This window comes from Thiocapsa sp. (genome assembly GCF_035467215.1).
In the GTDB taxonomy this organism is placed as follows: domain Bacteria; phylum Pseudomonadota; class Gammaproteobacteria; order Chromatiales; family Chromatiaceae; genus Thiocapsa.
This window is the reverse complement of the sequence record NZ_DATITZ010000016.1, coordinates 1-24,805: the sequence shown is the minus strand read 5'-3', so window position 1 is coordinate 24,805 and position 24,805 is coordinate 1. Positions and strand designations below refer to the sequence as shown.

The 24,805-nt window shown below is 63.6% G+C and carries 22 protein-coding genes; 11 read left to right on the top strand and 11 right to left on the bottom strand.

What is annotated here, in order from left to right; all coding sequences use genetic code 11:
- Positions 1-702, bottom strand: a 702-nt coding sequence (locus tag VLR48_RS00930; protein WP_325289977.1) for an ABC transporter ATP-binding protein, incomplete at its 3' end; no start/stop codon positions are given.
- Positions 703-990: 288 nt separating this feature from the next.
- Between VLR48_RS00930 and VLR48_RS00925 the strand changes: the two genes are divergently transcribed.
- Positions 991-1,752 (top strand): TSUP family transporter, encoded by a 762-nt coding sequence (locus tag VLR48_RS00925; RefSeq protein WP_325289976.1) that lies wholly within the window; start codon positions 991-993, stop codon positions 1,750-1,752.
- Here VLR48_RS00925 and VLR48_RS00920 read toward each other — a convergent pair.
- Together VLR48_RS00920 and VLR48_RS00915 are read right to left on the bottom strand one after the other, a co-directional pair.
- Complete coding sequence (locus VLR48_RS00920; protein WP_325289975.1) at positions 1,734-2,345, bottom strand: hypothetical protein; 612 nt, start codon at positions 2,343-2,345, stop codon at positions 1,734-1,736. The genes VLR48_RS00925 and VLR48_RS00920 overlap by 19 nt on opposite strands.
- Positions 2,346-2,452: 107 nt before the next feature.
- A complete protein-coding gene (locus tag VLR48_RS00915; protein WP_325289974.1) occupies positions 2,453-2,842 on the bottom strand; it encodes a cobalamin biosynthesis protein in 390 nt (129 codons plus the stop codon).
- Positions 2,843-2,923: 81 nt separating this feature from the next.
- On the opposite strand from VLR48_RS00915, the gene VLR48_RS00910 reads away from it, so the two are divergent.
- From VLR48_RS00910 to mutS, 9 genes are all read left to right on the top strand, one after another.
- Entirely contained in the window at positions 2,924-3,673 is a 750-nt protein-coding gene (locus VLR48_RS00910; protein WP_325289973.1) for an MBL fold metallo-hydrolase, read from the top strand.
- A 208-nt stretch (positions 3,674-3,881) separates the two neighbouring features.
- The gene (locus VLR48_RS00905) at positions 3,882-6,023 is read left to right on the top strand and encodes an N-6 DNA methylase (protein WP_325289972.1); all 2,142 of its coding nucleotides are present in this window, start codon (positions 3,882-3,884) and stop codon (positions 6,021-6,023) included.
- Positions 6,024-6,114: 91 nt separating this feature from the next.
- A complete protein-coding gene (locus VLR48_RS00900; protein WP_325289971.1) occupies positions 6,115-7,464 on the top strand; it encodes a restriction endonuclease subunit S in 1,350 nt (449 codons plus the stop codon).
- Positions 7,461-8,363 carry an FRG domain-containing protein gene (locus VLR48_RS00895; RefSeq protein WP_325289970.1) on the top strand — a complete coding sequence of 301 codons (903 nt, stop codon included), beginning with the start codon at positions 7,461-7,463 and terminating at the stop codon, positions 8,361-8,363. The genes VLR48_RS00900 and VLR48_RS00895 overlap by 4 nt, the downstream gene beginning before the upstream one ends.
- Positions 8,364-8,439: 76 nt before the next feature.
- Positions 8,440-9,585 carry an XRE family transcriptional regulator gene (locus tag VLR48_RS00890; RefSeq protein WP_325289969.1) on the top strand — a complete coding sequence of 382 codons (1,146 nt, stop codon included), beginning with the start codon at positions 8,440-8,442 and terminating at the stop codon, positions 9,583-9,585.
- On the top strand, positions 9,585-10,079 hold the full coding sequence (locus VLR48_RS00885; protein ID WP_325289968.1) for a DUF4411 family protein: 495 nt from the start codon (positions 9,585-9,587) through the stop codon (positions 10,077-10,079). Before VLR48_RS00890 ends, VLR48_RS00885 begins: the two co-directional genes overlap by 1 nt.
- Entirely contained in the window at positions 10,076-13,264 is a 3,189-nt protein-coding gene (locus VLR48_RS00880; protein ID WP_325289967.1) for a type I restriction endonuclease subunit R, read from the top strand. The genes VLR48_RS00885 and VLR48_RS00880 overlap by 4 nt, the downstream gene beginning before the upstream one ends.
- Before the next feature lie 151 nt (positions 13,265-13,415).
- Positions 13,416-14,405, top strand: coding sequence for a PD-(D/E)XK nuclease family protein (locus VLR48_RS00875; protein WP_325289966.1), 990 nt, complete (start codon positions 13,416-13,418; stop codon positions 14,403-14,405).
- Between the two features lie 230 nt (positions 14,406-14,635).
- The gene (gene mutS / locus VLR48_RS00870) at positions 14,636-17,224 is read left to right on the top strand and encodes a DNA mismatch repair protein MutS (RefSeq protein WP_325289965.1); all 2,589 of its coding nucleotides are present in this window, start codon (positions 14,636-14,638) and stop codon (positions 17,222-17,224) included.
- A gap of 71 nt (positions 17,225-17,295) precedes the next feature.
- Here mutS and VLR48_RS00865 read toward each other — a convergent pair whose 3' ends face one another.
- From VLR48_RS00865 to VLR48_RS00840, 6 genes are all read right to left on the bottom strand, one after another.
- Positions 17,296-17,460, bottom strand: a complete 165-nt coding sequence (locus VLR48_RS00865; RefSeq protein WP_325289964.1) for a hypothetical protein — start codon at positions 17,458-17,460, stop codon at positions 17,296-17,298.
- Positions 17,461-17,561: 101 nt separating this feature from the next.
- Positions 17,562-18,068, bottom strand: a complete 507-nt coding sequence (locus tag VLR48_RS00860; protein ID WP_325289963.1) for a PP2C family protein-serine/threonine phosphatase — start codon at positions 18,066-18,068, stop codon at positions 17,562-17,564.
- Positions 18,069-18,123: 55 nt separating this feature from the next.
- Positions 18,124-18,858, bottom strand: a complete 735-nt coding sequence (locus tag VLR48_RS00855; protein ID WP_325289962.1) for a DsbC family protein — start codon at positions 18,856-18,858, stop codon at positions 18,124-18,126.
- A gap of 7 nt (positions 18,859-18,865) precedes the next feature.
- On the bottom strand, positions 18,866-19,348 hold the full coding sequence (locus VLR48_RS00850) for a YajQ family cyclic di-GMP-binding protein (protein ID WP_325289961.1): 483 nt from the start codon (positions 19,346-19,348) through the stop codon (positions 18,866-18,868).
- A gap of 90 nt (positions 19,349-19,438) precedes the next feature.
- Complete coding sequence (gene xerD / locus VLR48_RS00845) at positions 19,439-20,335, bottom strand: site-specific tyrosine recombinase XerD (RefSeq protein WP_325289960.1); 897 nt, start codon at positions 20,333-20,335, stop codon at positions 19,439-19,441.
- 200 nt (positions 20,336-20,535) lie between these two features.
- On the bottom strand, positions 20,536-21,015 hold the full coding sequence (locus VLR48_RS00840; protein WP_325289959.1) for a methylated-DNA--[protein]-cysteine S-methyltransferase: 480 nt from the start codon (positions 21,013-21,015) through the stop codon (positions 20,536-20,538).
- Positions 21,016-21,513: 498 nt separating this feature from the next.
- Between VLR48_RS00840 and VLR48_RS00835 the strand changes: the two genes are divergently transcribed.
- Entirely contained in the window at positions 21,514-21,978 is a 465-nt protein-coding gene (locus tag VLR48_RS00835) for a YcgN family cysteine cluster protein (RefSeq protein ID WP_325289958.1), read from the top strand.
- A 128-nt stretch (positions 21,979-22,106) separates the two neighbouring features.
- Here the strand turns inward: VLR48_RS00835 and yegQ are convergent, their stop codons facing one another.
- Entirely contained in the window at positions 22,107-23,462 is a 1,356-nt protein-coding gene (gene yegQ, locus VLR48_RS00830; protein WP_325289978.1) for a tRNA 5-hydroxyuridine modification protein YegQ, read from the bottom strand.
- 5 nt (positions 23,463-23,467) lie between these two features.
- Positions 23,468-24,661 carry a ChaN family lipoprotein gene (locus VLR48_RS00825; RefSeq protein WP_325289957.1) on the bottom strand — a complete coding sequence of 398 codons (1,194 nt, stop codon included), beginning with the start codon at positions 24,659-24,661 and terminating at the stop codon, positions 23,468-23,470.
- Between the last annotated feature and the right edge of the window lie 144 nt (positions 24,662-24,805).

The following is a 24,805-nucleotide window of genomic DNA, read 5'->3' as shown; positions in this document are numbered from 1 at the left end:
ATTCAGCACGAAGGTCTCGGTATTGAGGCGGTTGAGCAACGACGCCACGCTGGTCCGCTCGGCAATCTCGCCGTAGTTGATGATGGCGATGTTGCGGCAGAGACTCTCCGCCTCTTCGAGATAATGGGTCGTGAGGATGATGGTCGTCCCGCCGGCATTGAGCTCGCGCAGGAAGGTCCACATCGAGCGACGGATCTCGATATCCACGCCCGCGGTCGGCTCGTCCAGGATCAGCAGCCGCGGCTCGTGGACCAACGCCCGCGCGATCATCAAGCGCCGCTTCAGACCGCCGGAGAGCTTGCGCATCTCGGTGTCGCGACGGTCCCACAGATCGAGCTGCTTGAGATAACGCTCGGCGCGCACCTTCGCCTCGCGTCGCGGGATGCCGTAGTAGCCCGCCTGATTGACCACCACCTCCACCGCCGGCAGGAAGAGATTGAAGTTGAACTCCTGCGGCACGAGACCGATGAATGACTTCACCAGCTCGGGCGTGCGATCCTGATCCTCGCCGAAAACACTCACGCTGCCCCCGGTCTTGTTTACCAGCGAGGCGAGGATGCCGATAAAGGTCGATTTGCCAGCCCCGTTCGGTCCCAGCAGCGCGAAGAAATCCCCCTCATCGACGGTCAGGTCGATCCCCTTCAGGGCCTGGAAACCGCCTTTGTAGGTCTTGGTCAGCTGCTGGACGTCGAGTGCGGGCATCGTGGTGTCGGCTAGGGTCTTCAATGTCGGAACGTGAGGGGCGCAGATTGTAACCAGGTTCTTGGATTTCAACCTGAACGGCGAGGACCTAAACCGCGCCCAGCGCGGTATGCATCGTTTGTTGAATTGGCTTGGCCGGGCCGGCTCCGACAACTGTCGGAGCCGGCCCGGTTTAAAGTGTTCAAGGATTTTAAATTTAAACCGCGTCTCGCTGAGGGCTCGTTGATGCACCAAAGGCCGAACTCACTCGACAGTGCGCATCTCGCTCTGGACGCGGTTTAGACCCGAGTGGATTCCCCCGAGATCGCCTTGATCCTGTTCGGCCTCGCCCTCGTGGCGGGCTTTGTCGATGCCATCGCCGGCGGCGGCGGACTCATCACCATCCCGGCCCTGCTCTGGGCCGGCCTGAGCCCGGTCGAGAGCCTGGCGACCAACAAGGCGCAGGCGGTCTTCGGCAGCGGCAGCGCGACGATCCACTTCATGCGCAAGGGCATGATCGAGCCGCGCAGCGCGGCCTTCACGGTCGCCTGTACCTTCGTCGGTGCCGCACTCGGCGCGATCCTGGTCCAGCAGATCGACAGCGCCGCGCTGCAGCGCCTGATCCCGATCCTGTTGGTCGGATTCGCGCTCTATTTTCTCTTCTCGCCGCGGGTCTCGGATCTGGACTCCCACCAGCGGCTGTCGACGCCGACCTTCGCCGTGACGGTCGGCGTCGGCGTCGGCTTCTACGACGGATTCTTCGGCCCGGGCACCGGGACCTTTTTCGCGATGGGCTATGTGGCGCTGCTCGGCTACAACATGCGCCGCGCCACCGCCCACACCAAGCTACTCAACTTCACGAGCAATCTGGCGGCGCTGCTCTTCTTCATGATCGGCGGACACGTCGTCTGGATCGTCGCCGCTTCGATGGCCCTCGGCCAGCTCATCGGTGCTTGGTTGGGCTCGCATCTGGTGCTCAAGCACGGGGCCGTGCTCGTGCGACCCATCCTGGTCGTGTCCTCGGTCCTGATCTCGATCAAACTCTTACTGGATCAGTTCAACGGGGCCTGATCCGGTGCGCGAGCGGCGGCCTGTCGAGCGAGCGCGGCGCCCGAGAGCCAGAACAAGGCCGGATCGTCCTCGCGCGCCAGCTCGCCGTCGCGCATGATCAGCAAACCGTCGGGCACCGTCCAGGTCGCGACACCGTCGCCGGTCTCGTCGCTCTCCGCCGATGCCCGCGCATCATCGGCCCCGCCGACACGCCCCTCCACCCAATCGCGCACCAGCGGATGGTAGATCCGGCGATACGACACCTTGACCGCACGCAACCCGTCGCCGAGCAGAAACAGGGTCACCGAGGAGGCCGGCAGCCCGTTGAAGGCACCGATCTCCGCGGCGCAGAGACGGTCGCCAAAGGGATTCGCCCCGTCGGCACACTGAAACGCGAGCTTCGGGAAGGTCTCGCGGATCTGCCCCTCGGTCAAAGCACTGGTGAAGGAATCCAAGGCCGCATTCAGCTCGGGCTTGCCGAGGAGGAACATCAGGGCTAGATCGGTGCGCCGCTGCCCGTCCTCGGTGAAGGCCAGCCAGTAAAAGGGACCGAAGACGAGCGCCAGCATGAGGAGCGTCTTGTAGAGCCGGGGAAGCTTGAGATCGTTTCGCATGGCGGCATTCTAACGGGAAGCGTAGATCGAGACCCAACAACCTTCGTTCGACTGCCGGGCGCGGGTTCGGCGTTCGGCGCAAGCACCGGCAGCGATCGACCGGCGCCTCACCGTCGCCATGCAGCGACCGACAAGGTGACATGCTTACCGTCCTCGCCGCGGCATTTGTACTTTTCGAGCAGCAGATCGCCGATGTCGGCACCGGCGGCCAAAAGCGCGGCCGCCTCTGCAACCGCCGGAACGCCGAGATGGCGAAGCACCTGCGCCGACGGGTTGGGCACCTCGATGCACGCGAGCGCCGTGGCCGGATAGATCACCAGCGGCCATCGCCGAGCCGCAGCCAAGGCCAGGATCGCAGGCTCGTCGCCTTTGCGGTCGATGGTCGCCAGCCAGCGCACCTCCACGGGGCCGACGCGAGCCAATGCTGCCGCCAACGCGGCTTCCAGTGTCCCGAACGCCGCCCCGCGGTCACAACCGATACCTATCGCGACTAGCATGCACACCCCGATCGATCACACCCACGCGTCCGGGGTATTACCATACGCCCCTCGCACAGGCCATTCTCAACGGAGGACACGATGCTGTTCAAACAACTGTTCGAACCGGTCTCCAGCACCTACACCTATCTGCTCGGCTGCGAAGAGACGGGCGAGGCGATCCTGGTCGACCCGGTGCTGCCCACCTGGCAGCGCGATCTGGCGGAGGTCTCGAAGCTCGGACTGAAGCTGATCTTCACGCTTGATACGCACGTCCACGCCGATCACATCACCTCCGCACTCACGCTCAAGCGCGAAGCAGGGAGCAGGATCGCCCATCCCGCAATCGATGCTCTGGCCTGCGTCGATGTGCCGATCGAAGAAGGGACACCGCTGGCGGTGGGCAGTCTGCGTATCGACCCGCTCTTCACGCCCGGTCACACCGACGGCCATCATGCCTACCGGATCGGCGAGCGGGTTCTCACCGGCGATGCCCTCCTGATCGACGCCTGCGGTCGCACCGATTTCCAGAGCGGTGACCCGACGGCCTTGTATCACAGTGTCGCCGGCAAGCTCTTCGCACTGCCCGACGAGACGCTGGTCTACCCCGGTCACGACTACGAGGGACGCTGGGTCTCGAGCATCGCGCAGGAGAAGACACGCAACCCGCGGCTCGGCGGCAACCGCCCGCTCGAGTCCTTCGTCGAGCTGATGAACGGGCTTGATCTCGCCTATCCGAAGTTCATCGACTATGCGGTCCCCGGCAACCGGGAATGCGGCGTCTGTCCGCCCGGCGTGCCGGACAACCTCAGCCAGTATTGCGACCAGATCGGGGAGAGCCGGCAGGGCTGAGAGCGCCGCGAACCCGGAACCGTCGTGGCGGCGCGCGTTGATGTCGCCACGGCAAGCCTGGTTTGAAAAATGCCCCCTCGCCACCCGCCCCATCTTCCCAAGGAGTCCGAAGCGGTCCGCGCAAAACCCCTATAATCCTCCCGGACCACAGGCTGATCATCGCCTCGCGACGCTTCGGAAGATCGTCAAGGACCCTCAAGGAATCGCATTGAGCACCGAGAACCACACCCAGCTTGCCGGCTTCATCTGGAGCATCTGCAACCTTCTTCGCGGCCCCTACAAGCGCAACGAGTACCGCAAGGTCATCCTCCCCCTGACGGTGCTGCGGCGTTTCGACTGCCTCCTCGCGCCAACCAAGGCGCAGGTCCTTGCGGCGCACCCAAGCATCAAGATCAAGCCCGAGACGGTCGTCCGCAGTCTGCTTGAGCAGATTACCGACCGCCCCTTCTACAACCTGTCGCGGCTGGATCTGCCCAAGCTCCTCGACGACCCCAACCAGCTCGCGCCAAACCTCAACGCCTACATCAACGGCTTTTCGCGCAACGTCCGCGAGATCATGGAGCGGTTCGCGTTCGATCAACAGATCGCCCGCATGGCCGAGAAGAACCTGCTGTACGAGATCATCAAGAAGTTCGCAGCGGTCGACCTTTCCCCCGAGCGCGTCGACAACACCCAGATGGGCTACATCTTCGAAGAATTGATCCGGATCGGAGCGGAACAGGCAAACGAAGAGGCCGGGGAGCACTTCACCCCGCGCGAGGTCATCAAGCTGATGGTCAATCTCCTGCTCTCCCCAGAGCAGGACCTGCGTAAGAGCCACGTTGTCAAGACCATCTACGATCCGGCCTGCGGCACCGGTGGCATGCTTTCGGTCGCGGAGCGCTACATCCGCGATCTCAACGCCGACGCCGATCCCCACCTGTTCGGACAGGACTGGAACGACGAATCCTGGGCCATCTGCAAGGCCGACATGCTGATCAAGGGCGAGGACGCCGACAACATCGTCCTCGGAGACTCCTTCACCCGGGACGGCTTCGACCGCGACGCCGAGGGCAAGAAGCGCACGTTCGACTACATGCTGGCGAATCCCCCATTCGGCGTGGAGTGGAAGCAGCAGCAGAAGTACATCGAGCATGAGGCCACGACATTCGGCTACAGCGGTCGCTTCGGTGCCGGCCTGCCGCGCATCAACGACGGCTCGCTCCTGTTCCTGCAGCACATGCTCGCCAAGATGCGCGCCCCGGCAGACGGCGGCAGCCGTATCGGCATCGTCTTCAACGGCTCGCCGCTCTTCACCGGCGACGCCGGCAGCGGCGAGAGCAACATCCGCCAGTGGATCATCGAGAACGACTGGCTCGAAGCCGTGGTCGCCCTGCCCGATCAGCTCTTCTACAACACCGGCATCTCCACCTACGTCTGGATCCTCACCAACCGCAAGGAGCCGCGGCGCAAGGGCAAGGTTCAACTCATCGACGCTCGGCGCTTCTTCGTGAAGATGCCGAAAAGCCTCGGCAACAAACGCAATAAGATCGGCGATCCCGCCGATCGCGCCAGCGAGCCGGACCAAATCGGCGATATCACCCGCCTGTTCGGGAACTTCACCCATGCCGAAACCCGCACCTTCACCGAAGAAGACCCGATCACAAAGCAACCCGTCGACCGGGTGCGCGTGGTCAGCAAGGTCCTCGACAACCAAGACTTCGGCTTCCACAAGATCACCGTCGAACGGCCGTTGCGCCTAGGCTTCCAGGCGACTGCAGAGCGGATCGCGCGTCTGGAGTCCCAGAGCGGCTTCGTCAAGCTCGTCACCAGCACCAAAAAGGACGAGAAGGCGAGGCTCGACGACATCGAGACCGGAAAGCTTCGGCAGAACCAAATCCGTAAGCTCCTCGCCCGGTTCGCCGAGGCGCACGGCGAGACGCTCTATAAAGACCGCAGGGACTTCCTGACCGCCCTGCGCGAGGTCGATCGCGCCGCCGGTGTTCGGCTGACTGCCCCCGAGCTCAAGGCCGTCCTTGCCGCCCTCGGTGAGCGCGACGAGACGGCGGAGACTTGCCGCGACCGCAACGGCCACCCCGAGCCCGACCCGGAGCTACGAGACACCGAAAGCGTGCCCCTGAAGGAAGGCATCGCCGAGTACTTCGCGCGCGAGGTTCGCCCGCACGTCCCCGACGCCTGGATCGACGAGGACAAGACCAAAGTCGGATACGATATCCCACTCAACCGGCACTTCTACCGGTACGAGCCGCCCCGTCCGTTGGAGGTCATCGAGGCCGACATCAAGACTCTGGAGCAGGAGATTGTGGGGCTCCTGGCGGACGTGACTGGCAGCAGCGAGGCGGCTCAATGACCACGCCGAGCTGTCCGCCCAACGTTATGGTGAAGCGCCGAGTCGTAGACCGCGTCGCCAACCAGGACCGGTTGGCGCGAGGGCTGGCGTCATGAAGTGGCCGCCCTATCCGCAGTACAAGCCGAGCGCGGTCGAGTGGCTTGGGGATGTGCCTGAACACTGGGAGGCGCTTCCTCTCAAGCGACGGCATCGTGTCGTGAACGGAGGAACACCATCGAGCAGCGAGGACAGATACTGGGAGGGGAGGATCAATTGGATAACGCCGGAGGACTTGGGGCGAAACGGATCTAAGCGGATCGGCGGTAGCCAGCGAACGCTCTCAGAAGAAGGACTCTCGAATTGCGGCGCCCAGCTTGTTCCGGCCGATTCGATCGTGCTCTCCACTCGCGCGCCTATCGGGCACGTTGCCATCACCGAGCGTGAGTCATGTACTAACCAAGGCTGTCGAGCGTTGGTGTCCGTTGATCGGCGTGTGTCCTCAGACTATTTCTACTACTCGCTTACCGCCTCCCGGCCAGTCCTTCAGGCAGCCGGGAAGGGCACAACGTTCATGGAGTTGTCGGCCGGACTACTCGGTTTGCACGAAGTTCTATTCCCACCTTTGAATGAGCAACGCGCTATCGCCGACTTCCTCGACCGCGAGACGGCGAAGATCGACACGCTGGTGGCGAAGAAGCGGACCCTGATCGAGCGGCTGAAGGAGAAGCGTTCCGCGCTCATCTCGCGCACTGTCACCCGCGGCCTCCCGCCCGACGCCGCCCGCGCCGCCGGCCTCGACCCGCACCCCGAGCTCAAGCCCTCCGGCATCGACTGGCTCGGCGACGTGCCGGAGCATTGGGACGTGGCACAGTTGCGCCGCAGGTGCGTGATCCTCGACTGCATGCACCGCACGGTCTCGTTCGTTGACGATGGGATTCCTCTCGCAAGCATCCGTGAGGTCCATGGATTCGAAGTCGACCTGTCCAATGCGAAGCAGACAACGGAGGAAGAGTATCTTGGGTTAATTGAAGGTGGTAGACGCCCCCGTATTGGAGACATCATCTACAGCAGAAACGCGACGGTCGGCGACGCGTCCATTGTCGCGACAGCGGAGCGGTTTGCGATGGGCCAGGATGTTTGCCTTCTCCGCTCGGAGGCACAGGATCCAAAGTACCTGCTGCTCCTACTTCGGTCAGAGCCACTTAAGCAGCAGGTAGAGTCCTTCGTAGTCGGTGCCACATTCCGGCGTATCAATGTCGGCCAGATCCGCACATTCTGGGCTTGCTGGCCGCCGGTCGAAGAGCAGCGCGCCATCGCAGCGTTCCTTGACCGCGAGACTATGAGAATTGATGGCATGGTCGCCAAGGTCGAAACCGCCATCGAGCGCCTAAAGGAATACCGCACCGCACTGATCACCGCCGCGGTAACCGGCAAGGTCGACGTGCGGGGGGCCTTGGCATGAGCACGCCGTTCGAGATCGCGAGCTTCGAGGAGTACCTCCAGACCGTGCGCAACGAGCTGCCGGAGGGGCGCAAGTACTTCCGTGGTCAGACCAAGCCGGTCGCGGCAGGCTACGAGCTCAAGCCATCCATCGGGCGCTACGAACACCTGCGCTCCAAGTCCTTCCGCGAGCGCGATGAGCTCGAACGCGAGGTGCTTGATGTCTTCAGCAATCACTTGGTCACCCACGTCCAGCACTTGCCCCGCACCGACTGGGAGGCGCTCGCCATCGCGCAACACCACGGGCTTCCGACCCGGTTCATGGATTGGACGACCAACCCACTGGTCGCGCTCTACTTCGCAGTTCGCGAAACCAAGAAGGACGATAACGGTGCGCCAATAGACAGCGCCGTCTACGTCTTGATCAGTGATCCATACCGGTTCAGCGACTTCCATTGCAAGCGCCAACCGGCAGTCAGGCCGGTGAAGGACTTGGCGACGGAAACGGCCTCGACGGTCTCCGGCTACGAGGAGTTCGGCGTCCCTGGACTCGATCATGAGGACGGTGACGCCGCGACGACGCTATCCCCTGCCACGGCGGATGAGGAGGAGACCAGCGAAGACGAGGGCAGCCCTCGCGTCCCGGTCCCTTTCGAGATCACCGAGAACGTGATCTATCACCCGCCCCACATCTCTCCACGGATGCGTGCCCAGGACAGCGTATTGCTTGCCTGTCTGAAGCCTTTTGAGTCGCTGGAGGACCGGGACTGGCTCGAAATCGTCATCCGACAAGACGCACACGACGACATCCGGCGCCGGCTCGACCAGTACGGCGTGTTCGATCGGCAGCTCTTCCCCGACCTGGATGGCGTCGCGAAGTGGCTCCGCTACCGGGTGTTCGAGAGCGAAGGAACCCTATGACGAAGCGAGTCGCAAGAAAGGCTGGCCGACGGGGTACGCGTTTTGCGATCAAGGGCCTTCGCGGGTAGATCATGCAATGAGCCGCGTCCCCGTCCAACCCGAACTGATCCGCTGGGCGCGTGAGCGTTCGGGCTATGGCGTCGATACGCTCGCGGGACGCTTCCGGAAGTTGGAAGAGTGGGAGCGCGGTGAAGTCCAGCCGACACTCAAGCAGCTCGAAGCCTTCGCGAAGGCCACCCACACGCCGGTCGGTTTTCTGTTTCTCCCGGAACCGCCAGAGGAGCGGGTTCCGATTCCGGACTTTCGCACCGTCGCCAACGCACACATCGGCCACGCGAGTCCCGACCTTTTAGATACGATCTACTTGTGCCAGCAGCGTCAGGACTGGTATCGGAATTTCGCGGGGAGTATGCGCGAGCCGCTGCTCGACTTTGTCGGTTCCGCTGATCTGGACGACGATGTCGCCAATACCGCGGCGAACATGCGCCATGCACTCGGGCTCGACCTCGATGAACGCCGACGGCTCGGGACCTGGACCGATGCGCTGCGGCGTTTCATTGAGCAGGCAGATGCGCTGGGTGTGCTGGTCATGGTCAGCGGTGTTGTGGGCAGCAATAATCGGCGTTCACTGGATCCACAGGAGTTCCGCGGTTTTGCATTGGCCGACCCCTTAGCGCCGCTGATCTTCGTCAACGGTGCCGACACCAAAGCGGCGCAGATGTTCACGCTTGCCCATGAGCTGGCGCATATCTGGCTCGGCGAGTCCGGGGTCTCCGACGCGGATATTCGCGCCATACCGGGCCGGGCTGTCGAGCGTTGGTGCAACCAGGTCGCTGCGGAGCTATTGGTGCCGCTCGCCGCGATACGCGAGGAGCTCAACAGGGGTGTCAGCGTACGGGACGAGATGAATCGTCTGGCGCGGCGCTTCAAGGTCAGCACCTTGGTCATTCTGCGTCGTCTCCACGACGCCGGCCGTTTGAGCCGCGATGAGTTTTGGAGCGCCTACGATGGAGAGCTCCGGCGGCTTCGGGCCATGCCGAAGGGCAGCGGCGGCGACTTCTACCTGACGCTCGGCGCCCGAGTCAGCAAGCGTTTCGCTCGGGCGCTGGTGGTCAGCACCATGGAGGGTCGAACGGCTTACACCGAGACGTTCCGGATGCTCGGTCTAAAAAAGATGGCGACGTTCAATGAGCTAGGGCGCAGCCTAGGGGTAGCTTTCTGATGGCCTATTTGCTGGACGCAAACGTCTTCATCGCGGCGAAAAATCTCCACTATGGGCTCGACTTCTGTCCCGCCTTCTGGGACTGGCTGATCGCGCGCAACGCGGCTGGGTCGCTCTTCAGCATCGAGAAGGTGGGCGACGAGGTTCAGGCGGTCGCGGACGAGCTGTGCGACTGGGCAGTCGAGCGAGGCAACGGTTTCTTCCTCCGCCCGGATGCCTCGGTCTTTCCTGCGCTGGCGGCCGTCAGCAACTGGGCGAACGGTCAGGCGTATACGCCGGCAGCCGTCAGCACGTTTCTTCAGATCGCCGACTATTATCTCGTGGCGCAGGCGCAGGCCGGCGGACATACGGTTGTAACCCATGAGGTTCCGTCGGCGTCCACTCGCAAGATCAAGATTCCCGACGCATGCCTGGGCCTCGGCATCAAGTTCATGACGCCCTACGAAATGCTTCGCAGGGAGCGGGCACGATTCGTCTTGGGGGCACACCCATGAGCGGACAGACCAACGAGCGCGCCTTCGAGTCCTACGTCGAAGCGATGTTGCTCAAGCAAGGCTGGCAGCCCGGCACAAACGCCGAGTGGGATGTCGAGCGTGCACTGTTTCCTGCCCGCGTCTTCTCCTTCCTGGAGGCGACCCAAGGCAAGCTCTGGAAGGACATGCGCGACTTACATGCCACCGGCTTGGAGGCTTTGCTGATCGGCGTTCTCGTCAAGGAGCTTGATCTCAAGGGCACCCTGCACGTGCTGCGGCACGGCTTCAAGTTTTACGGAAAGACCTTTCGGCTCGCCTACTTCAAGCCGGCGCACGGACTGAACGACGAGGTGCAAGCGCTCTACGCCCAGAATCGGCTCACGATCACGCGCCAGGTGCTCTGCCATCCGGGTAAGCACGACACGGTGGATATCTTACTCGCACTGAACGGGCTGCCGGTTGCGAGCTGCGAGCTTAAGAATCCCGGCACTGGCCAACATTGGCACCACGCGATACGCCAGTACCGGAACGACCGCGACCCGCGCGCGCCCTTGTTCGGATTTAAGACACGCGCTTTGGTGCACTTCGCCGCCGACCCGGACGAGGTACAGATGACAACGCGGCTGCGCGGCGCAGACACACACTTCCTGCCCTTCAACCGCGGCAGCCATCCGGGCGAGGTGCAGTGCGGTGCCGGCAATCCGCAGCATCCATCGGGCTACCCCACGGGTTACTTCTGGGAAGATGTGCTGAGCCGCGATAGCTTCCTCGACATCCTCGGGCACTTCATGTTCGTCGAAAAAAAGGAGGAGAAGGTCGATGACGGCCCTCTATCGGGACGCGGCGGTGGGCAGCGGCGCATCCTGAAGGAGGCGGTAATCTTCCCGCGTTATCACCAGCTCGACGCGGTGCGGAAGATCGTCGGCGCGGCGCGCGGCGAAGGACCGGGACGCAACTACCTAATCCAGCATTCGGCGGGGAGCGGGAAGACCAACAGCATCTCCTGGCTCTCGCATCGCCTCGCCAGTCTGCACGACAGTCAGGATCAGAAGGTCTTCGACTGCGTGGTCGTCATCACCGACCGGCGCGTGCTCGACCAGCAGCTTCAGGATGCGATCTACCAGATCGAGCATGCCCAGGGCGTGGTCAGAGCCATCGATCAGGACAGCAAGCAGCTGGCGGCGGCGTTGATCGACGGCACCAAGATCGTGATCACCACGCTGCAGAAGTTCCCGTTCGTCCTCCGCGGGCTGCTGCACGTTGCGGGCGCACAGACCCAAGAGCAGGCGACCGCAGAGGAGAAGGCGCAGGCGGCGGCCTGGGAAGCCGAGATCGCGAAGCGCCGCTATGCGGTGATCGTGGACGAGGCTCATTCCAGCCAAACCGGCGAGACGGCGCGGGAGCTCAAGGCCATCCTCGGCGCGGGCGCTGCCGAGGACGCGGAAGGCGAGACCGATTGGGAGGATCGTCTCAACCAGATCATGGCCTCGCGCGGGAGGCAGCCGAACCTAAGCGTCTTTGCCTTCACCGCAACGCCCAAAGGCAAGACGCTGGAGCTGTTCGGACGTCCCGGTTCCGGTGGCATCCCGGAGGCGTTCCATCTCTACAGCATGCGGCAGGCGATCGAGGAGGGTTTCATCCTCGACGTTCTGACCAACTACACGACCTACGCCATCTATTACCGATTGCTGAAGGCGGCCGAAGACGATCCGAACCTGCCGAAAAAGAAGGCGGCGCGGGCGCTGGCGAAGTTCATGAGCCTGCACCCCCACAATATCGAGCAGAAGACGGAGGTCATCGTCGAGCATTTCCGCCGCAGCGTCATGCACCGGCTCGACGGGCGAGGCAAGGCAATGGTGGTGACGTCCTCGCGCCTGCACGCGGTGCGGTACAAGCTCGCCTTCGAGCGCTATCTCGCCGAGAACGACTACCGGGACGTGCGCCCGCTCGTCGCGTTCAGCGGCAAGGTGACCGATCCGGACACGGGCCTCGAGTATACCGAGCCCGGCATGAACATCGATGTCGTAACCGGCAAGCCCATCGGCGAAGCGGCCTTACCCGCTCGCTTCGAGACGCCCGATTACCAGGTGCTGTTGGTCGCCAACAAGTATCAGACCGGTTTCGACCAGCCCCTGCTCTGCGCGATGTACGTCGACAAGCGGCTCGACGGCGTGCAGGCGGTGCAGACCCTGTCGCGCCTGAATCGCATGATTCCCGGCAAAGATGCACCCTTCGCGCTCGACTTCGTCAACGACGCCGAGAACATCTACCGCGCGTTCAAGCCGTATTACGACAAAACCGAGCTTGCGGCAGCCTCGGATCCGTCGCTGATGGACAGGTTGAAGCATTCGCTCGACCAGCAGCAGGTCTATTACTGGAGCGAAGTCGAGGCATTCGCCCACGTCTTCTACAAACCGGTGCAACGTCAGGGTGCCGCCGACCATGCACACATGCAGCGACATCTGCAACCGGCAGTGGACCGCTTCAAGCGCATCTCCGACCAGGAGAAGCGGGATGCTTTTAGAGAGACGCTTTCCGGCTACGTACAGGTCTACTCCTTTCTGAGCCAGATTGTTCCGTACGCCGATCCCGATCTGGAGATGCTCTACAGCTACGGACGTTTCCTGCTGCCGCACTTGCCTCTCGATCGCAACGCGACGATCGTCAAGGTCGGGGACGAGGTGGCGATGCAGTACTACCGGCTGGAGCGGGTGTTCTCGGGTGCGATCGACATCCAGGATGGCGACCCGCAGTATGTCAAGACTCCGAGTGAGGTGGGTACCGGCCGGGCGGATGACGAGAAAGCGCCGCTCTCCGAGATCATCGACCTGCTCAACGAGCGCTTCGGCACTCAGTTCAGTGAAGAAGACAGGCTCTTCTTCGCGCAGATCAAGGAAAAGGCATGCAAGAGCGAGAAGGTGGTTCAGACCGCGATGGCCAACCCACTCGACAAGTTCGAGCTTGGCGTTCGGCGTTTGATCGAGGGCCTGATGATCGAGCGGATAGCCGAGAATGACCGGATCGTGACGCGCTACGTGGCGGATCAAGCCTTTCAGGGCTCGGTGTTTCCGATTCTGGCGCGAGAGATCTTCGATGCCGTGCGTGGCATGACGGCGGTCGAGGCAACGAACCCCGCATGCGGAGCGGGGAACGGTGACGCGGGGTCTCAAGTCTCAGCCTTCGGAGCCGCAAAGGGGAGCGACTGAGTGCGACTCCGACCCGTAACAGCTAGGCCGAGGCAGCACTCGATACGCAGGCGCCGCAGAACGCCCGGATGCAAATGGCCTCGCGCGATCATTGCGCTTTCCGCTCTGATAGACTCGAACAAAGACCCAGAATCGTTTTTCGGTATCGGACATGACCACGGAATCGCTGAAAGACACCATCAAGCGCGAGCTGCCGACTTGGCTGCGGGAGGATCCTGCGTTCCGAACCTATGTGCTTGAGCTGACACGGGACGAATACGCCGACCGCAAGGAGACCGGAGATCGGTTCTACGAGCTACTCGGCGAGCTTCGTCGCGACCGCGAGAAGCAGGAGCGCAAATGGGAGGCAAACCAGGCCGAGCTCAAGCGCATGCGCGAGGAAGAGGCGCAAAAGTGGGAGGCGAATCAGGCCGAGCTCAAACTCATGCGCGAAGAGCAGGCGCGGAAGTGGGAGGAGAATCAGGCCGAGCTCAAACTCATGCGCGAGGAGCAGGCGCGGAAGTGGGAGGCGAATCAGGCCGAGCTGCAGCGCATGCGCGAGGAACAAGCGCAAAAATGGGAACAGCAGAACCGTCGTTGGGACGAGAATCAAGCCGAGCGCCGCCGCCTTTGGGACGAGAACCGAGCGGAGCAGCGTCGCCTTTGGGAGGAAAGCCGAGCGGACAGCAATCGCCGCTGGGACGAGAACCAGGAAGAGCTAAAGCGCCTGCACAACGAGATCATGGCCCAAGCGCAGAAATTCGATCGCGGCATCGGTGCGCTCGGCTCGCGTTGGGGTCTTCAATCGGAGAAGGCGTTCCGCGATGCCCTTGCCGCCATCCTGGAGCAGAGCTTCGACGTGCAGGTCGTCAATGTCACCGACTACGACGACTCGGGCGAGGTCTTCGGCCGTCCGGACCAGATCGAGCTGGATGTCATCATCAAGAACGGCCTGCTGCTGATCTGCGAGCTGAAGTCCTCGATCGACAAGGCCGGGATGTACATCTTCGAGCGCAAGGCGCGCTTCTATGAGCGGCGCCACGAGCGCAAGGCCAATCGGCTGATCGTCATCTCGCCGATGATCGACGCCCGAGCACGCAAGGTCGGCGAGCGGCTCGGGATCGAGATGTATGGCGATTCGACCGAGGTCGAGGCGGTCTGAACCGCGCCTCCAGTCAATCTGGATCTTCTTGCGACGGCGTGCGTCGCCGGATATCAAGCGCGTGGTGCCGGACGCGGTTCAGGAATTGAGAGCCATCGCTTCTTCGAAGTTGCGTCGATCTGGACGGTTTCCGGCATCGGCACCATCAAGCTCGCGAGCAAGTCCTTCTCGTTCTTAACGGCCTTCCCGGCACGCCCGTCATCGACTCACCCTTCAGCGTCTTGCAGGCAATGGATAAACCAGATCAGAGTGCGCACACCCCGGTGATGCAGCAGTACCTCCGTCTAAAGGCGGAATACCCGGACATGCTGCTCTTCTATCGGATGGGCGATTTTTACGAGCTGTTCTTCGAGGACGCCGAGCGGGCCGCACGCCTGCTGGACATCACCCTGACCAAGCGGGGGCAGTCGGCCGGCCGGCCGATTCCGATGGCGGGTGTGCCCTATCATGCCGCCGAGGCCTATTTGGCGCGCTTGGTCCGCAAGGGGGTGTCGGTAGCCATCTGCGAGCAGATCGGCGACCCGGCCAAAAGCAAAGGGCCGGTCGAGCGCAAGGTGGTGCGTCTGGTCACGCCCGGGACCCTGACCGACGAGGCATTGCTCGACGATCGGCGCGAGAACCTGCTGACGGCGATCGCCGAGGGGCGCGACGGCTACGGCCTGGCCTTTTCGGAGCTCTCGAGCGGGCGGTTCTCGGTCTTGGAGGTCGCAACCCGCGAGGCCCTGGCCAGCGAGCTGGAGCGCCTGAAGCCAGCCGAGATCCTGGTCGGCGAGGACAGTCGACTCCCGGACGCGCTGCGCATCGACCGCGGCATCACCCGCCGCCCGAGCTGGCACTTCGACCGAGACACCGGCGAGCGTCTGCTCTGCGATCAGTTCGGCACCCGCGATCTGAACGGCTTCGGCTGCGCCGGGCTGGATCTCGCCGTCGGCGCAGCGGGCTGTTTACTTCAGTATGTCCGCGACACCCAGTTCGCCGCTCTGCCCCATCTGCGCGGGCTCACGACCGAGCAGCGCGACGAGGCGCTGATCCTGGATGCGGCGACCCGGCGCAACCTGGAGATCACCGAGAGTCTCGGCGGGCGGCCCGAGCACACGCTGGCCGGCGTGCTCGATCGGACCGCAACCGCCATGGGCAGCCGTCTGCTGCGACGCTGGCTCGGCCGGCCTTTGCGCTCGCGATCGGACGTGCAGTCGCGTCATGCCGCAATCGGGACCCTGATCGACACCGGCATGCACGCCGACCTTCAGGCGATCCTCGGCGGGATCGGGGATCTGGAACGTATCCTCTCGCGTATCGGATTACGCTCGGCGCGCCCGCGGGATCTCGCCGCGCTGCGCGATGCGCTGGCCGTGCTCCCGGATCTGCGCGCACCGATCGAGGGTTGCGACGACCCGCTGCTCCTGACCCTCTCCGAGGCGGTCGGCACGCACCCCGACGTCCTCGACCTGCTTCGGCGCGCAATCATCGCCCAACCGCCGATGCTGATCCGCGACGGCGGCGTCATTGCATCCGGGCTCGACCCGGAGCTGGATCGGCTGCGCGCACTCTCGAGCAATGCCGATCGCTTCCTGCTCGACCTGGAGACCCGCGAGCGCGAGCGCACCGGCATCCCCGGACTCAAGGTCGGTTACAACCGGGTCCACGGCTATTTTATCGAGCTCGGTCGCAGCCAGGCCGATCAGGTCCCGGAGGACTATATCCGCCGCCAGACGCTCAAAGGCGCCGAGCGCTATGTCACGCCGGAGCTCAAACGCTTCGAGGACGAGGTGCTGAGCAGCCGCGAGCGCGCGCTGGCACGCGAAAAGGCGCTTTACGAGGATCTGCTCGGCACCCTCGCCGAGTCGCTCGCGCCCCTGCAGACGAGCGCGGAGGCCATCGCCACACTGGACGTACTGGCCAATCTGGCCGAGCGCGCCCGCGCACTGGACTGGTCCCGGCCGAATCTCACCGACGAGGCGATCATCGAGATCGAAGACGGACGCCATCCCGTGGTGGAGACGGTGCTGGACGACCCCTTCATCGCCAACGGCCTGCGGCTTGATCGCCGCCGTCGGATGCTGGTCATCACCGGCCCCAACATGGGTGGGAAATCGACCTACATGCGCCAGAATGCCTTGATCGTGCTGCTCGCCTACAGCGGGAGTTATGTGCCGGCCCACACCGCGACCATCGGCCCGATCGACCGCATCTTTTCGCGGATCGGCGCCTCCGACGACCTCGCCGGCGGTCGCTCGACCTTCATGGTGGAGATGGAAGAAACGGCGAACATCCTGAACAATGCGACCGCCCAGAGTCTGGTCCTGATGGACGAGGTCGGACGCGGCACAAGCACCTTCGACGGACTCTCGCTCGCCTGGTCTTGCGCCGTGGAGCTGGCCACGCGCATCGGCGCCTACGGGCTCTTCGCGACCCACTATTTCGAGCTGACGACCTTGCCGGAGGAATATCCGGGGATCGCCAACGTCCACCTAGACGCGGTCGAGCACGGCGCCCGCATCGTCTTCATGCACGCCTTGCGCGAGGGCCCGGCCAATCAGAGCTACGGCCTGGCGGTCGCCGCGTTGGCGGGTGTGCCGGCCTTGGTCATTTCGCGGGCACGGGAGCGGTTGCGCGAGCTGGAGGCGGGTGCGCGGCGACATGCCGAGCGCGATGCCGTGCAGCTCTCGCTCTTCCCGCCGGATCCCGAGCCCGTTCCGCCGCATCCGCTCCTGGAGGCCATGGAGGCCATCGAGCCGGACGCCTTGACGCCCCGGGCGGCCTTGGAGCTGATGTATCGGCTGAAGGATCTTTCGGCCGATCTGGCCTCTACCCCTTAAACGTCCGGGTATCCCTCCGCTCACCGCAAACTAGTTCGCTTAGTTTTCCTGATCGCGAACAAGGAAGTTCATCAGCCGGAATCGCGCGACGGCCCGCCGACCCGCAACAGCGCCAACGTGATGTTGTCGTTACCGCCGCTTTCGTTGGCGAGCCGCACCAGCGCCTCGGCGGCGGGCTCGAGATCGTTCCCGAAGCTCGCCGTGAGCACCTGACACAGCCGGTCTTCCGGGACCATGCCGGTGAGTCCGTCGGTGCAGAAAAGGAAGATGTCGCCGCGTGCTAAATCGACAACCCCGCCGGAGACCTTGACCTTGGGCGACGACCCGAGTGAGCGGGTCAGAATGTTGGCTCCGATTCCATAGCGGCGTGCGTCCTCGCGCGTGCTGAAGAACCCTTGATCGACGACCTCTTGAAGAAAGGAATGGTCGCGCGAGAGCTGCTCCAGTCGTCCCTCGCGCAACCGATACAGGCGCGAATCACCGACGTAGCCGAACGCCAGCCAAAAGCGTCGCCGACGGTGCCCGCCACCACCGTTGTCCCCATCCCGGAGAGATCCGGCTCGGCCTTGCTCAGTGTCCAGATGGCGAGATTGGCGTCCTGGATCGCCGTCTCGACAAAGGCCTGCGCCGCATCCGAAGGCATTTGATAGGCCATGTGCTCTCGAAAGCGCTTGGCAATGAACTCTGCCGCCAATGCGCTTGCGACCTCGCCCGCCCGGGCGCCGCCGATGCCGTCCGCCACGATCAGGAAACCCAGGGCGGAGTCGACGGCCACTGCGTCCTCGTTGCCCGTACGCACGCGGCCACGGTCGGTGCACCAGGCATATTCGAGTGTATGAGTCATCACGACGCCATTGCGCAGCGCTTCGACGTCATCGCCTGCGCCCGAGGATCGTATCTCAGGATCCGGGCGCCCCGTTGAGCTGGGCCGCTAGGCGCTTGGGCTCCACGTAGCCCGGAATCATCTCGCCGGTCTCGGTTAGGATAGCCGGGGTCCCGCGCAAACCGAGCTCCTGGCCCAAGGCCATGTGTGCATCGACCGGGTTCGTACAGGTCTTCTCCGGGATCGGCTTACCGGCCTTGGCTTCGGTCATGGCCGAACGCTGGGCGTCTGCATCGCCGGCGCACCACACCGACACGGCCTCGGTGTAGGCAGGGCTGCCCTGCCCGGCGCGGGGATAGAAGAGATAGCGGACACGGATGCCTTCTTTCAGATACTCATCGATCTGGCCGTGCAGTTTGCGGCAGTAGCCGCACTCGATGTCGGTGAAGACGGTCACCGTGTGCTTGGCGTCGGCCGGCCCGAAGACGACCATCTGAGACTCGCCGACCGCATCGACCAAGCCCTTGCGCGCCCCGGCCAGACGCGGCTCGCTCAGATCCTCTCGCGTCTCCAGATCGACGATCCGCCCGTCGACGAAATAACGCCCGTCGGCAGTCACGTACATGAGTTGAGTGCCGATCATGACCTCGTAGAGCCCGTCCACGGGGGAGGCTGTCACGCTGTCGATCTCGACGCCCGGAACGATCTTGCCCAGGGCCTCCCGGATGGTCTTCTCGGGCGACGCCCACGCGGACTGCGCGGCGAGCATCAGGGCGGCAAGGGCGAGCGCGGAAACTCTGGCTTTGATCATTGGATTCTTAATCTCTGAAGTTGGTGAACTGGATCGGCAGACCCCAGTCTTCGCCGCGCAGCAGGGCGATTGCTTCCTGGAGGTCATCGCGTTTTTTTCCGGAGACACGGACTTGGTCGCCCTGGATCTGTGCCTGCACCTTGGTTTTACTCGCCTTGATCGCCTTGACCATGCGCTTGGCGGTCTCGCTGTCGACGCCTTGCTTGAGCGCGATCTCCTGTCGGGCGGCACTGAGATTCGAGACCGGGTCACCGGGATCGAGCGACGAGAGATCGATCTTTCGTTTGACCAGCTTCTGGCGAAGGATATCCATCATCTGCTGCAGGTGAAATTCCTGCTCGCCGATCATCAGGATCTTCCCGTCGCTCAGCTCGAAGCTCGCCTTCACGCCCTTGAAGTCGAAGCGGGTGTCGATCTCGCGGTTGGCCTGGTCGACCGCGTTGCGGACCTCCTGCAGGTCGATTTCCGAGACGATGTCGAACGATGGCATAGGTTTTCTGACTCCACACGCAAATAACCCAAGACGGCCATTGTGCGAGAAATGCCGCCAAAAGCGAACCGCCCGCACATCACCCGCCCATTATCCACGTGGATGATGGCGTGCATGGAGCTGCTTCAAACGCTCACGGGCAACATGGGTGTAGATCTGCGTGGTTGAAAGGTCGCTGTGGCCCAGGAGCATCTGAACGACCCGCAGATCCGCGCCGTGGTTGAGCAGGTGGGTGGCGAAAGCGTGGCGCAGGGTGTGGGGCGACAGGGGTTTGAAGACACCCGCCTCGAGCGCGTAGCGCTTGATCAAGAGCCAGAACGCCTGACGCGTCATGCACTCGCTGCGGCAGGTCGGGAAAAGATAGTCGGTCACGCGACCGCCGAGCAGCTCGGCACGTGGTCCGCGCAGATAGTCCAGCAGCCAGGATGTCGCCTCCTCTCCGAGCGGCACCAGGCGTTCCTTGTCGCCCTTGCCGACGATCCGCACGACGCCTTGAGTCAAGCCGACCTGGCCCGTCGTCAGGGTCACCAGCTCGGTCACCCGCAGACCGCTCGCATAGAGCACCTCGAGCATGGTGCGATCCCGGTGCCCCCGCGCATCGGCGGTGTCCGGTGCTCCCAACAGCGCCTCCACCTCGAGCTCGCTCAGACTCTTGGGTAGCGGGCGACCCAGCTTCGGCGCCTCGACACGAGCACTCGGATCGTCACGGATTACACCGCGCCGCAGCAGATATTGATAGAACTGGCGTAGACAGGACAATAGACGCGCACTCGAGCGCGGCTTGCGGCCCTCGTGCGAGAGGACAACCAGATAATCCAGCAGATCGAGGCGTTGCGCCTCGATCAGCGAGCGACCACGCTCGCGCGCGACCCAGGCGGCAAAGGCGCGGAGGTCCGATTGATAGGCCGCCAGCGTATTCGGGCTCAGACCCCGCTCGAGCCAGAGTGCGTCGGCGAAACCCTCGATGACCCCCGAATCCGGGGGCATTAAACCGCATCTCCCGCGCTGTGCGAGTGCGTCATCCCCGGTTGGGCGATGTTCACAAACCGGGCCGGTTGTCTTTGCAGCAACCCGCGAACGTCCAAGCGGACGCGATTTGAATGATTGACTGCTTTTTTCTTTTTCATCTAAACCGCGTCAGGGGAAAGTCCACGGGGATACTCCGGCAGCGGGCCCGGCTCAAATGCCTATTCGGACCGCGGACGCGGTTTATGGGCTTCGTGGTTAAGCAGCCAGCGCTTGGCCTCCAGCTTGCGCCCGCTCGTGTCTCCGGAGAAACCGCCGAGGCCGTTGACCGCGACCACTCGATGGCAGGGCACCACGATCGGACAGGGGTTGGCGCGACAGGCCTGTCCGACCGCACGCGGGGCGCTCCCGAGTCCTCGCGCGATCTCGCCGTAGGTGCGTGTCTCGCCCGAGGGGATCCGCCGCAGCTCGGCCCAGACACGTTGTTGGAACTCTGTGCCGACCAGCGCGACCGGGAGATCGAAACCCGCCGAGCCATGCTGGAAGTAGGCCGCGAGCTGTTGCCGGATGGCCGACGGCATCGTTTCAAAGCCCGCGTCGGCACCCCCGGCCGGCGGGTCCAGATCGACGCCGGTCAGAGTTTCGCCGTCCCAATGGATGGCGATCGGGCCGATGGGGGTCTTGAGCAGAGTCTGCGGCATGGTGTGTCTCCCTCCGACGGTGTCTCGGCATTTGGTCTTCGACCGACGCGAGGTCGACTTCATCTTAAACCGCACCGCTGCGCCGGAAAAGGCAACGCCAGCCTGTGGATAAGCCTGTGGGCGACTTGTGCGATAGGACATGAGGACAGCGGCCATGTCACTGTTTTTTCGAAAGCCAAAGACCAAAGACGAAGATATAATAACATTAAAATCAATAGACTAAAGATTTTCTCGGAAAATGAACGCGCAGGCACGGGGTTTTTGAGTGTCCCTTTTGGCGACGTGCGTCGGTGTGCATAACGTCTCTGCGGCTTGATTCGGATTCGCAGAAAAGTCAAGTCCCCGAAGATGAACGCCGGTCCGATCAGGACCCGTTGCGAAGAGCCGAGACCGGACTCACCGGATCGTAATCCAACCGCGGGCTCGCCCGATGCGGGTGCATCGACCGTGCGGATCGGTCAATATAGGCGAAATCAGTGACCTGTGGATATGCCGGACATGAGTGAGCTCGATGAAAGCCCTGCTGTTGACGTGGAAAGATTCTGGGAAACGACCCCGCTCCCCGCCATGAGCCCCGAGCAGTGGGAGTCGCTCTGCGACGGCTGCGCGAAATGCTGTCTGGAGAAGTTCGAGGAAGAGGAGACCGGGGACATCATCTATTCGCGCGTCGCCTGCGCGCTTTTGGATCTCGACACCTGCCGGTGCAGCGATTACGCCGATCGAGCGCGGCGCATGCCCGATTGCGTCACCCTGACACCCGCGGCCCTAGCGTACTCGCGGTGGCTTCCGGAGACCTGCGCCTACCGGCTGTTGGCCGAGGGCCAGCCGTTGCCGAGCTGGCATCCGCTGAACACCGGCGATCCGGATTCCGTCTTGGAAGCCGGGCAAAGCCTTTACGGACGGGCCATCAAGCCGGGGCCGAAGACCGACCCGCTGATGCATCTCATCGATTGGATCCGCTAAACCGCGCCCAGCGCGGTATGCGATGTTTTTGGATTGGATCGGTCCCGGCAGATTTGACGGCCGCTGGAGATGGCGCGGTTTAAGCCCGGTCTCCGGCGGATCCTTGTGCTTCCTAACATCGGCACGACCTACAGGGTCGATGAAACGAGGGGCTCGGACAGCATTCGGGTGAGCAGCGCGTGCCGGTCGAGGGCCGAGGCGGCTGGTGGCGGGACGGGGATGCGCACCTCCCAGCCGTCGCCCGGCGCGACCTGAAGCTCCGTATCATCGATGTTCCTCATGCACTCCAGTCGGAAGCGATGATTTCCGGCGGAGGTCAGAAGCTCCAACGCGTCGCCGACGGCAAACCGATTTTTGACCCGGACATCGGCCCAGCCGTCGCGAGTGCCGGTGACCTCGCCGACAAAGATCTGTCGCTGGTTGCGCGAGGCACCGTCGTCGTAGTTCTGAAGCTCGGTCGGGGCATGACGCCGGTAGAAGCCCTCGGTGTAGCCGCGATTGGCGAGTCCTTCCAAATCGGTCAGCAGATCGTTGCGGAATGCTCGCCCGGCGAGCGCGTCGTCGATCGCTGCGCGGTAGACCTGAGCGGTGCGCGCGACATAGTAGTGCGACTTGGTCCTGCCCTCGATCTTCAGCGAATCGATTCCCATCGACACCAACCGCGCGACATGCTCGACCGCGCGCAGATCGCGCGAGTTGAGGATATAGGTCCCCTCCTCGTCCTCGAAGATCGGCAGATAGGAGCCCGGACGCTCGCGCTCTTCGAGCAGATAGACCTCGTCGGCGGCCGGATGCCGCGGCGCGTCCCTGTTGTTGCCCGTGACGTTCATGGACAAGTCCGTTGATGCCGCAAGCGGCTCGGTCGACGCCGCGCTCGCCACCCGATAGTCCCAACGGCACGCATTGGTGCAGGCGCCCTGGTTGGCGTCGCGATGATTGAAGTAGCCCGACAACAGACAGCGCCCCGAGTAGGCGATACAGAGCGCGCCGTGCACGAAGACCTCGAGCTCCACGTCGGGACAGGCGGCGCGGATCTCGGCCACCTCGTCCAGCGACAGCTCGCGCGAGAGGATGACCCGCGAGACCCCCTGTGATGCCCAGAAGCGCACAGCCGCGGCATTGGTGGTATTCGCCTGCACCGAGAGATGGATCGGCTGGTCCGGCCAACGCTCGCGTACCAGCATGATCAGGCCGGGATCGGCCATGATCAGGGCATCCGGACCCATCGCGAGGATCGGCTCAAGGTCCGCGACGAAGCTCTTGAGCTTCGCCCCGTGGGAGAGGATGTTGGCGGCCAGATAGAATCGCTTGCCGATCGCGTGCGCCTCTGTGATGGCGCTCGCGAGCGTCGCCCCGTCGAACGCATTGTTGCGCACCCGCAGACTGTATCTGGGCAGACCCGCATAGACGGCATCCGCCCCGTAGGCGAAGGCATAACGCATGGCCTGCGGCGAGCCCGCGGGCGAGAGCAGCTCGGGTCGCATGTGGCTCAACGCAGCTCCACCTGGAAGCTCAGCCGCTGGTCTGCGCCGAGCTTGCGCTCGCGCAGGACCTCGACCGGCATTTTTTCCCCTGGCCCCTTGTCGAGCAAGGCGATACGCACATCGGCGTAGGCGCTCACCGGTTGATCGCCGATCTGCACGATGCGGTCCCCTTCCTGGATGCCCGCGTCCTTCGCACCGCTGGACTCGGCGAACCCTTGGATCAAAGCGCCGCCGCGATCGACGCCCGATTCGAGCATGACCCCGAGCAGGCCGGACGCGGGCAGCGCAATCTCCTGCGGATAGAGGAAGAAGTCCGCCGCGGCCGGATCCATGTCGCGCTGGGTCCCGTTGAGAATCGTCACCGTCGGCACATCGAGGCGGCGCGTCAGCCGACTCGGGATCCCCTGACCGTATTCGACATGCCCCGAGCCGGCCAACACGACAAGCGTGCGCTCCGGGTTCGCCTTCAGATAGTCTGCCGCGCGCTCGGCCATCCCCTCGTCCCAGAGGAGCTGGACGTCGAGGAAATTCTCCACGTCCTGCTTGCGCTCGCTCGGGTGCATCGCAAAGACCGCCTCGATACGCTCGCGGTAAGTCGGGTCGCTGCGATCGATCTCGGCCGGGATGCGTGCGCGCTCGGCCTCGGTCAGACCCGCGATGCCGACCTCGCCCACGCGCCGGGTCAGCTCGGCCTCGAGGTTCAGGGCGATGACGGGGATGCCGTGCTCGCGGGCGAAGCGGAGGATGGGTCGATAGAGCCGGTAGTCAAAACGCCAGCGGTCGAAATATTCCGTGCGACGGAGAAATTCCGCCTCGTCGATCTCGCCCGCGACATAGGCGTCGATCGCCGCCTGATAGGGCTGCTGGAAGAACTCCATCCCGATCGCAAGGGATTTTCCGCGTGTCTGCAACCCGTCGATCACGGCCAGCTGATTGAGGTGGTCCTCGTAGCGGTCATGGCTCTCGCCGACGAAGACCACGCGCCGATCGGCGATCCGGTCGAGCAGGTCGCTCATGTCCGAGAGCGCGCCGAGATCCAGCACGCGGGTGCCGGGGTCCGGCGCCTGCGCCGAAGCCGCTTGCGCGCCGGCTTGTGCAGAAGTTGCGTGCGGGGCCGCGGACTCGGTTCCTGCACAGGCCCCGGACACCAGCACGGCAGTAACGACGAAGGCCGATAATTGAAAATAGGACACGAACATTCCTCTCTGGTCATGAGCCGATTCGGCCCGCATAGTTGTACCCGGCGCAATGCGGACAGCTCGCTCGCGCTCCCGATCCCTCAGCCGCCCGGACCCTAGACCGATGCGAAACCCGTTCGTTTCAAGCCTCTTGCTCTGCCGTTC

Coding starts and splice junctions, on each gene's coding strand:
- VLR48_RS00920 (WP_325289975.1), bottom strand. CDS start 2,345: ATGCGAAACGATCTCAAGCTTCCCCGGCTCTACAAGACGCTCCTCATG.
- VLR48_RS00915 (WP_325289974.1), bottom strand. CDS start 2,842: ATGCTAGTCGCGATAGGTATCGGTTGTGACCGCGGGGCGGCGTTCGGG.
- VLR48_RS00910 (WP_325289973.1), top strand. CDS start 2,924: ATGCTGTTCAAACAACTGTTCGAACCGGTCTCCAGCACCTACACCTAT.
- VLR48_RS00900 (WP_325289971.1), top strand. CDS start 6,115: ATGAAGTGGCCGCCCTATCCGCAGTACAAGCCGAGCGCGGTCGAGTGG.
- VLR48_RS00895 (WP_325289970.1), top strand. CDS start 7,461: ATGAGCACGCCGTTCGAGATCGCGAGCTTCGAGGAGTACCTCCAGACC.
- VLR48_RS00890 (WP_325289969.1), top strand. CDS start 8,440: ATGAGCCGCGTCCCCGTCCAACCCGAACTGATCCGCTGGGCGCGTGAG.
- VLR48_RS00885 (WP_325289968.1), top strand. CDS start 9,585: ATGGCCTATTTGCTGGACGCAAACGTCTTCATCGCGGCGAAAAATCTC.
- VLR48_RS00880 (WP_325289967.1), top strand. CDS start 10,076: ATGAGCGGACAGACCAACGAGCGCGCCTTCGAGTCCTACGTCGAAGCG.
- VLR48_RS00875 (WP_325289966.1), top strand. CDS start 13,416: ATGACCACGGAATCGCTGAAAGACACCATCAAGCGCGAGCTGCCGACT.
- mutS (WP_325289965.1), top strand. CDS start 14,636: ATGGATAAACCAGATCAGAGTGCGCACACCCCGGTGATGCAGCAGTAC.
- VLR48_RS00865 (WP_325289964.1), bottom strand. CDS start 17,460: ATGGTCCCGGAAGACCGGCTGTGTCAGGTGCTCACGGCGAGCTTCGGG.
- VLR48_RS00860 (WP_325289963.1), bottom strand. CDS start 18,068: ATGACTCATACACTCGAATATGCCTGGTGCACCGACCGTGGCCGCGTG.
- VLR48_RS00855 (WP_325289962.1), bottom strand. CDS start 18,858: ATGATCAAAGCCAGAGTTTCCGCGCTCGCCCTTGCCGCCCTGATGCTC.
- VLR48_RS00850 (WP_325289961.1), bottom strand. CDS start 19,348: ATGCCATCGTTCGACATCGTCTCGGAAATCGACCTGCAGGAGGTCCGC.
- xerD (WP_325289960.1), bottom strand. CDS start 20,335: ATGCCCCCGGATTCGGGGGTCATCGAGGGTTTCGCCGACGCACTCTGG.
- VLR48_RS00840 (WP_325289959.1), bottom strand. CDS start 21,015: ATGCCGCAGACTCTGCTCAAGACCCCCATCGGCCCGATCGCCATCCAT.
- VLR48_RS00835 (WP_325289958.1), top strand. CDS start 21,514: ATGAGTGAGCTCGATGAAAGCCCTGCTGTTGACGTGGAAAGATTCTGG.
- yegQ (WP_325289978.1), bottom strand. CDS start 23,462: ATGCGACCCGAGCTGCTCTCGCCCGCGGGCTCGCCGCAGGCCATGCGT.
- VLR48_RS00825 (WP_325289957.1), bottom strand. CDS start 24,661: ATGTTCGTGTCCTATTTTCAATTATCGGCCTTCGTCGTTACTGCCGTG.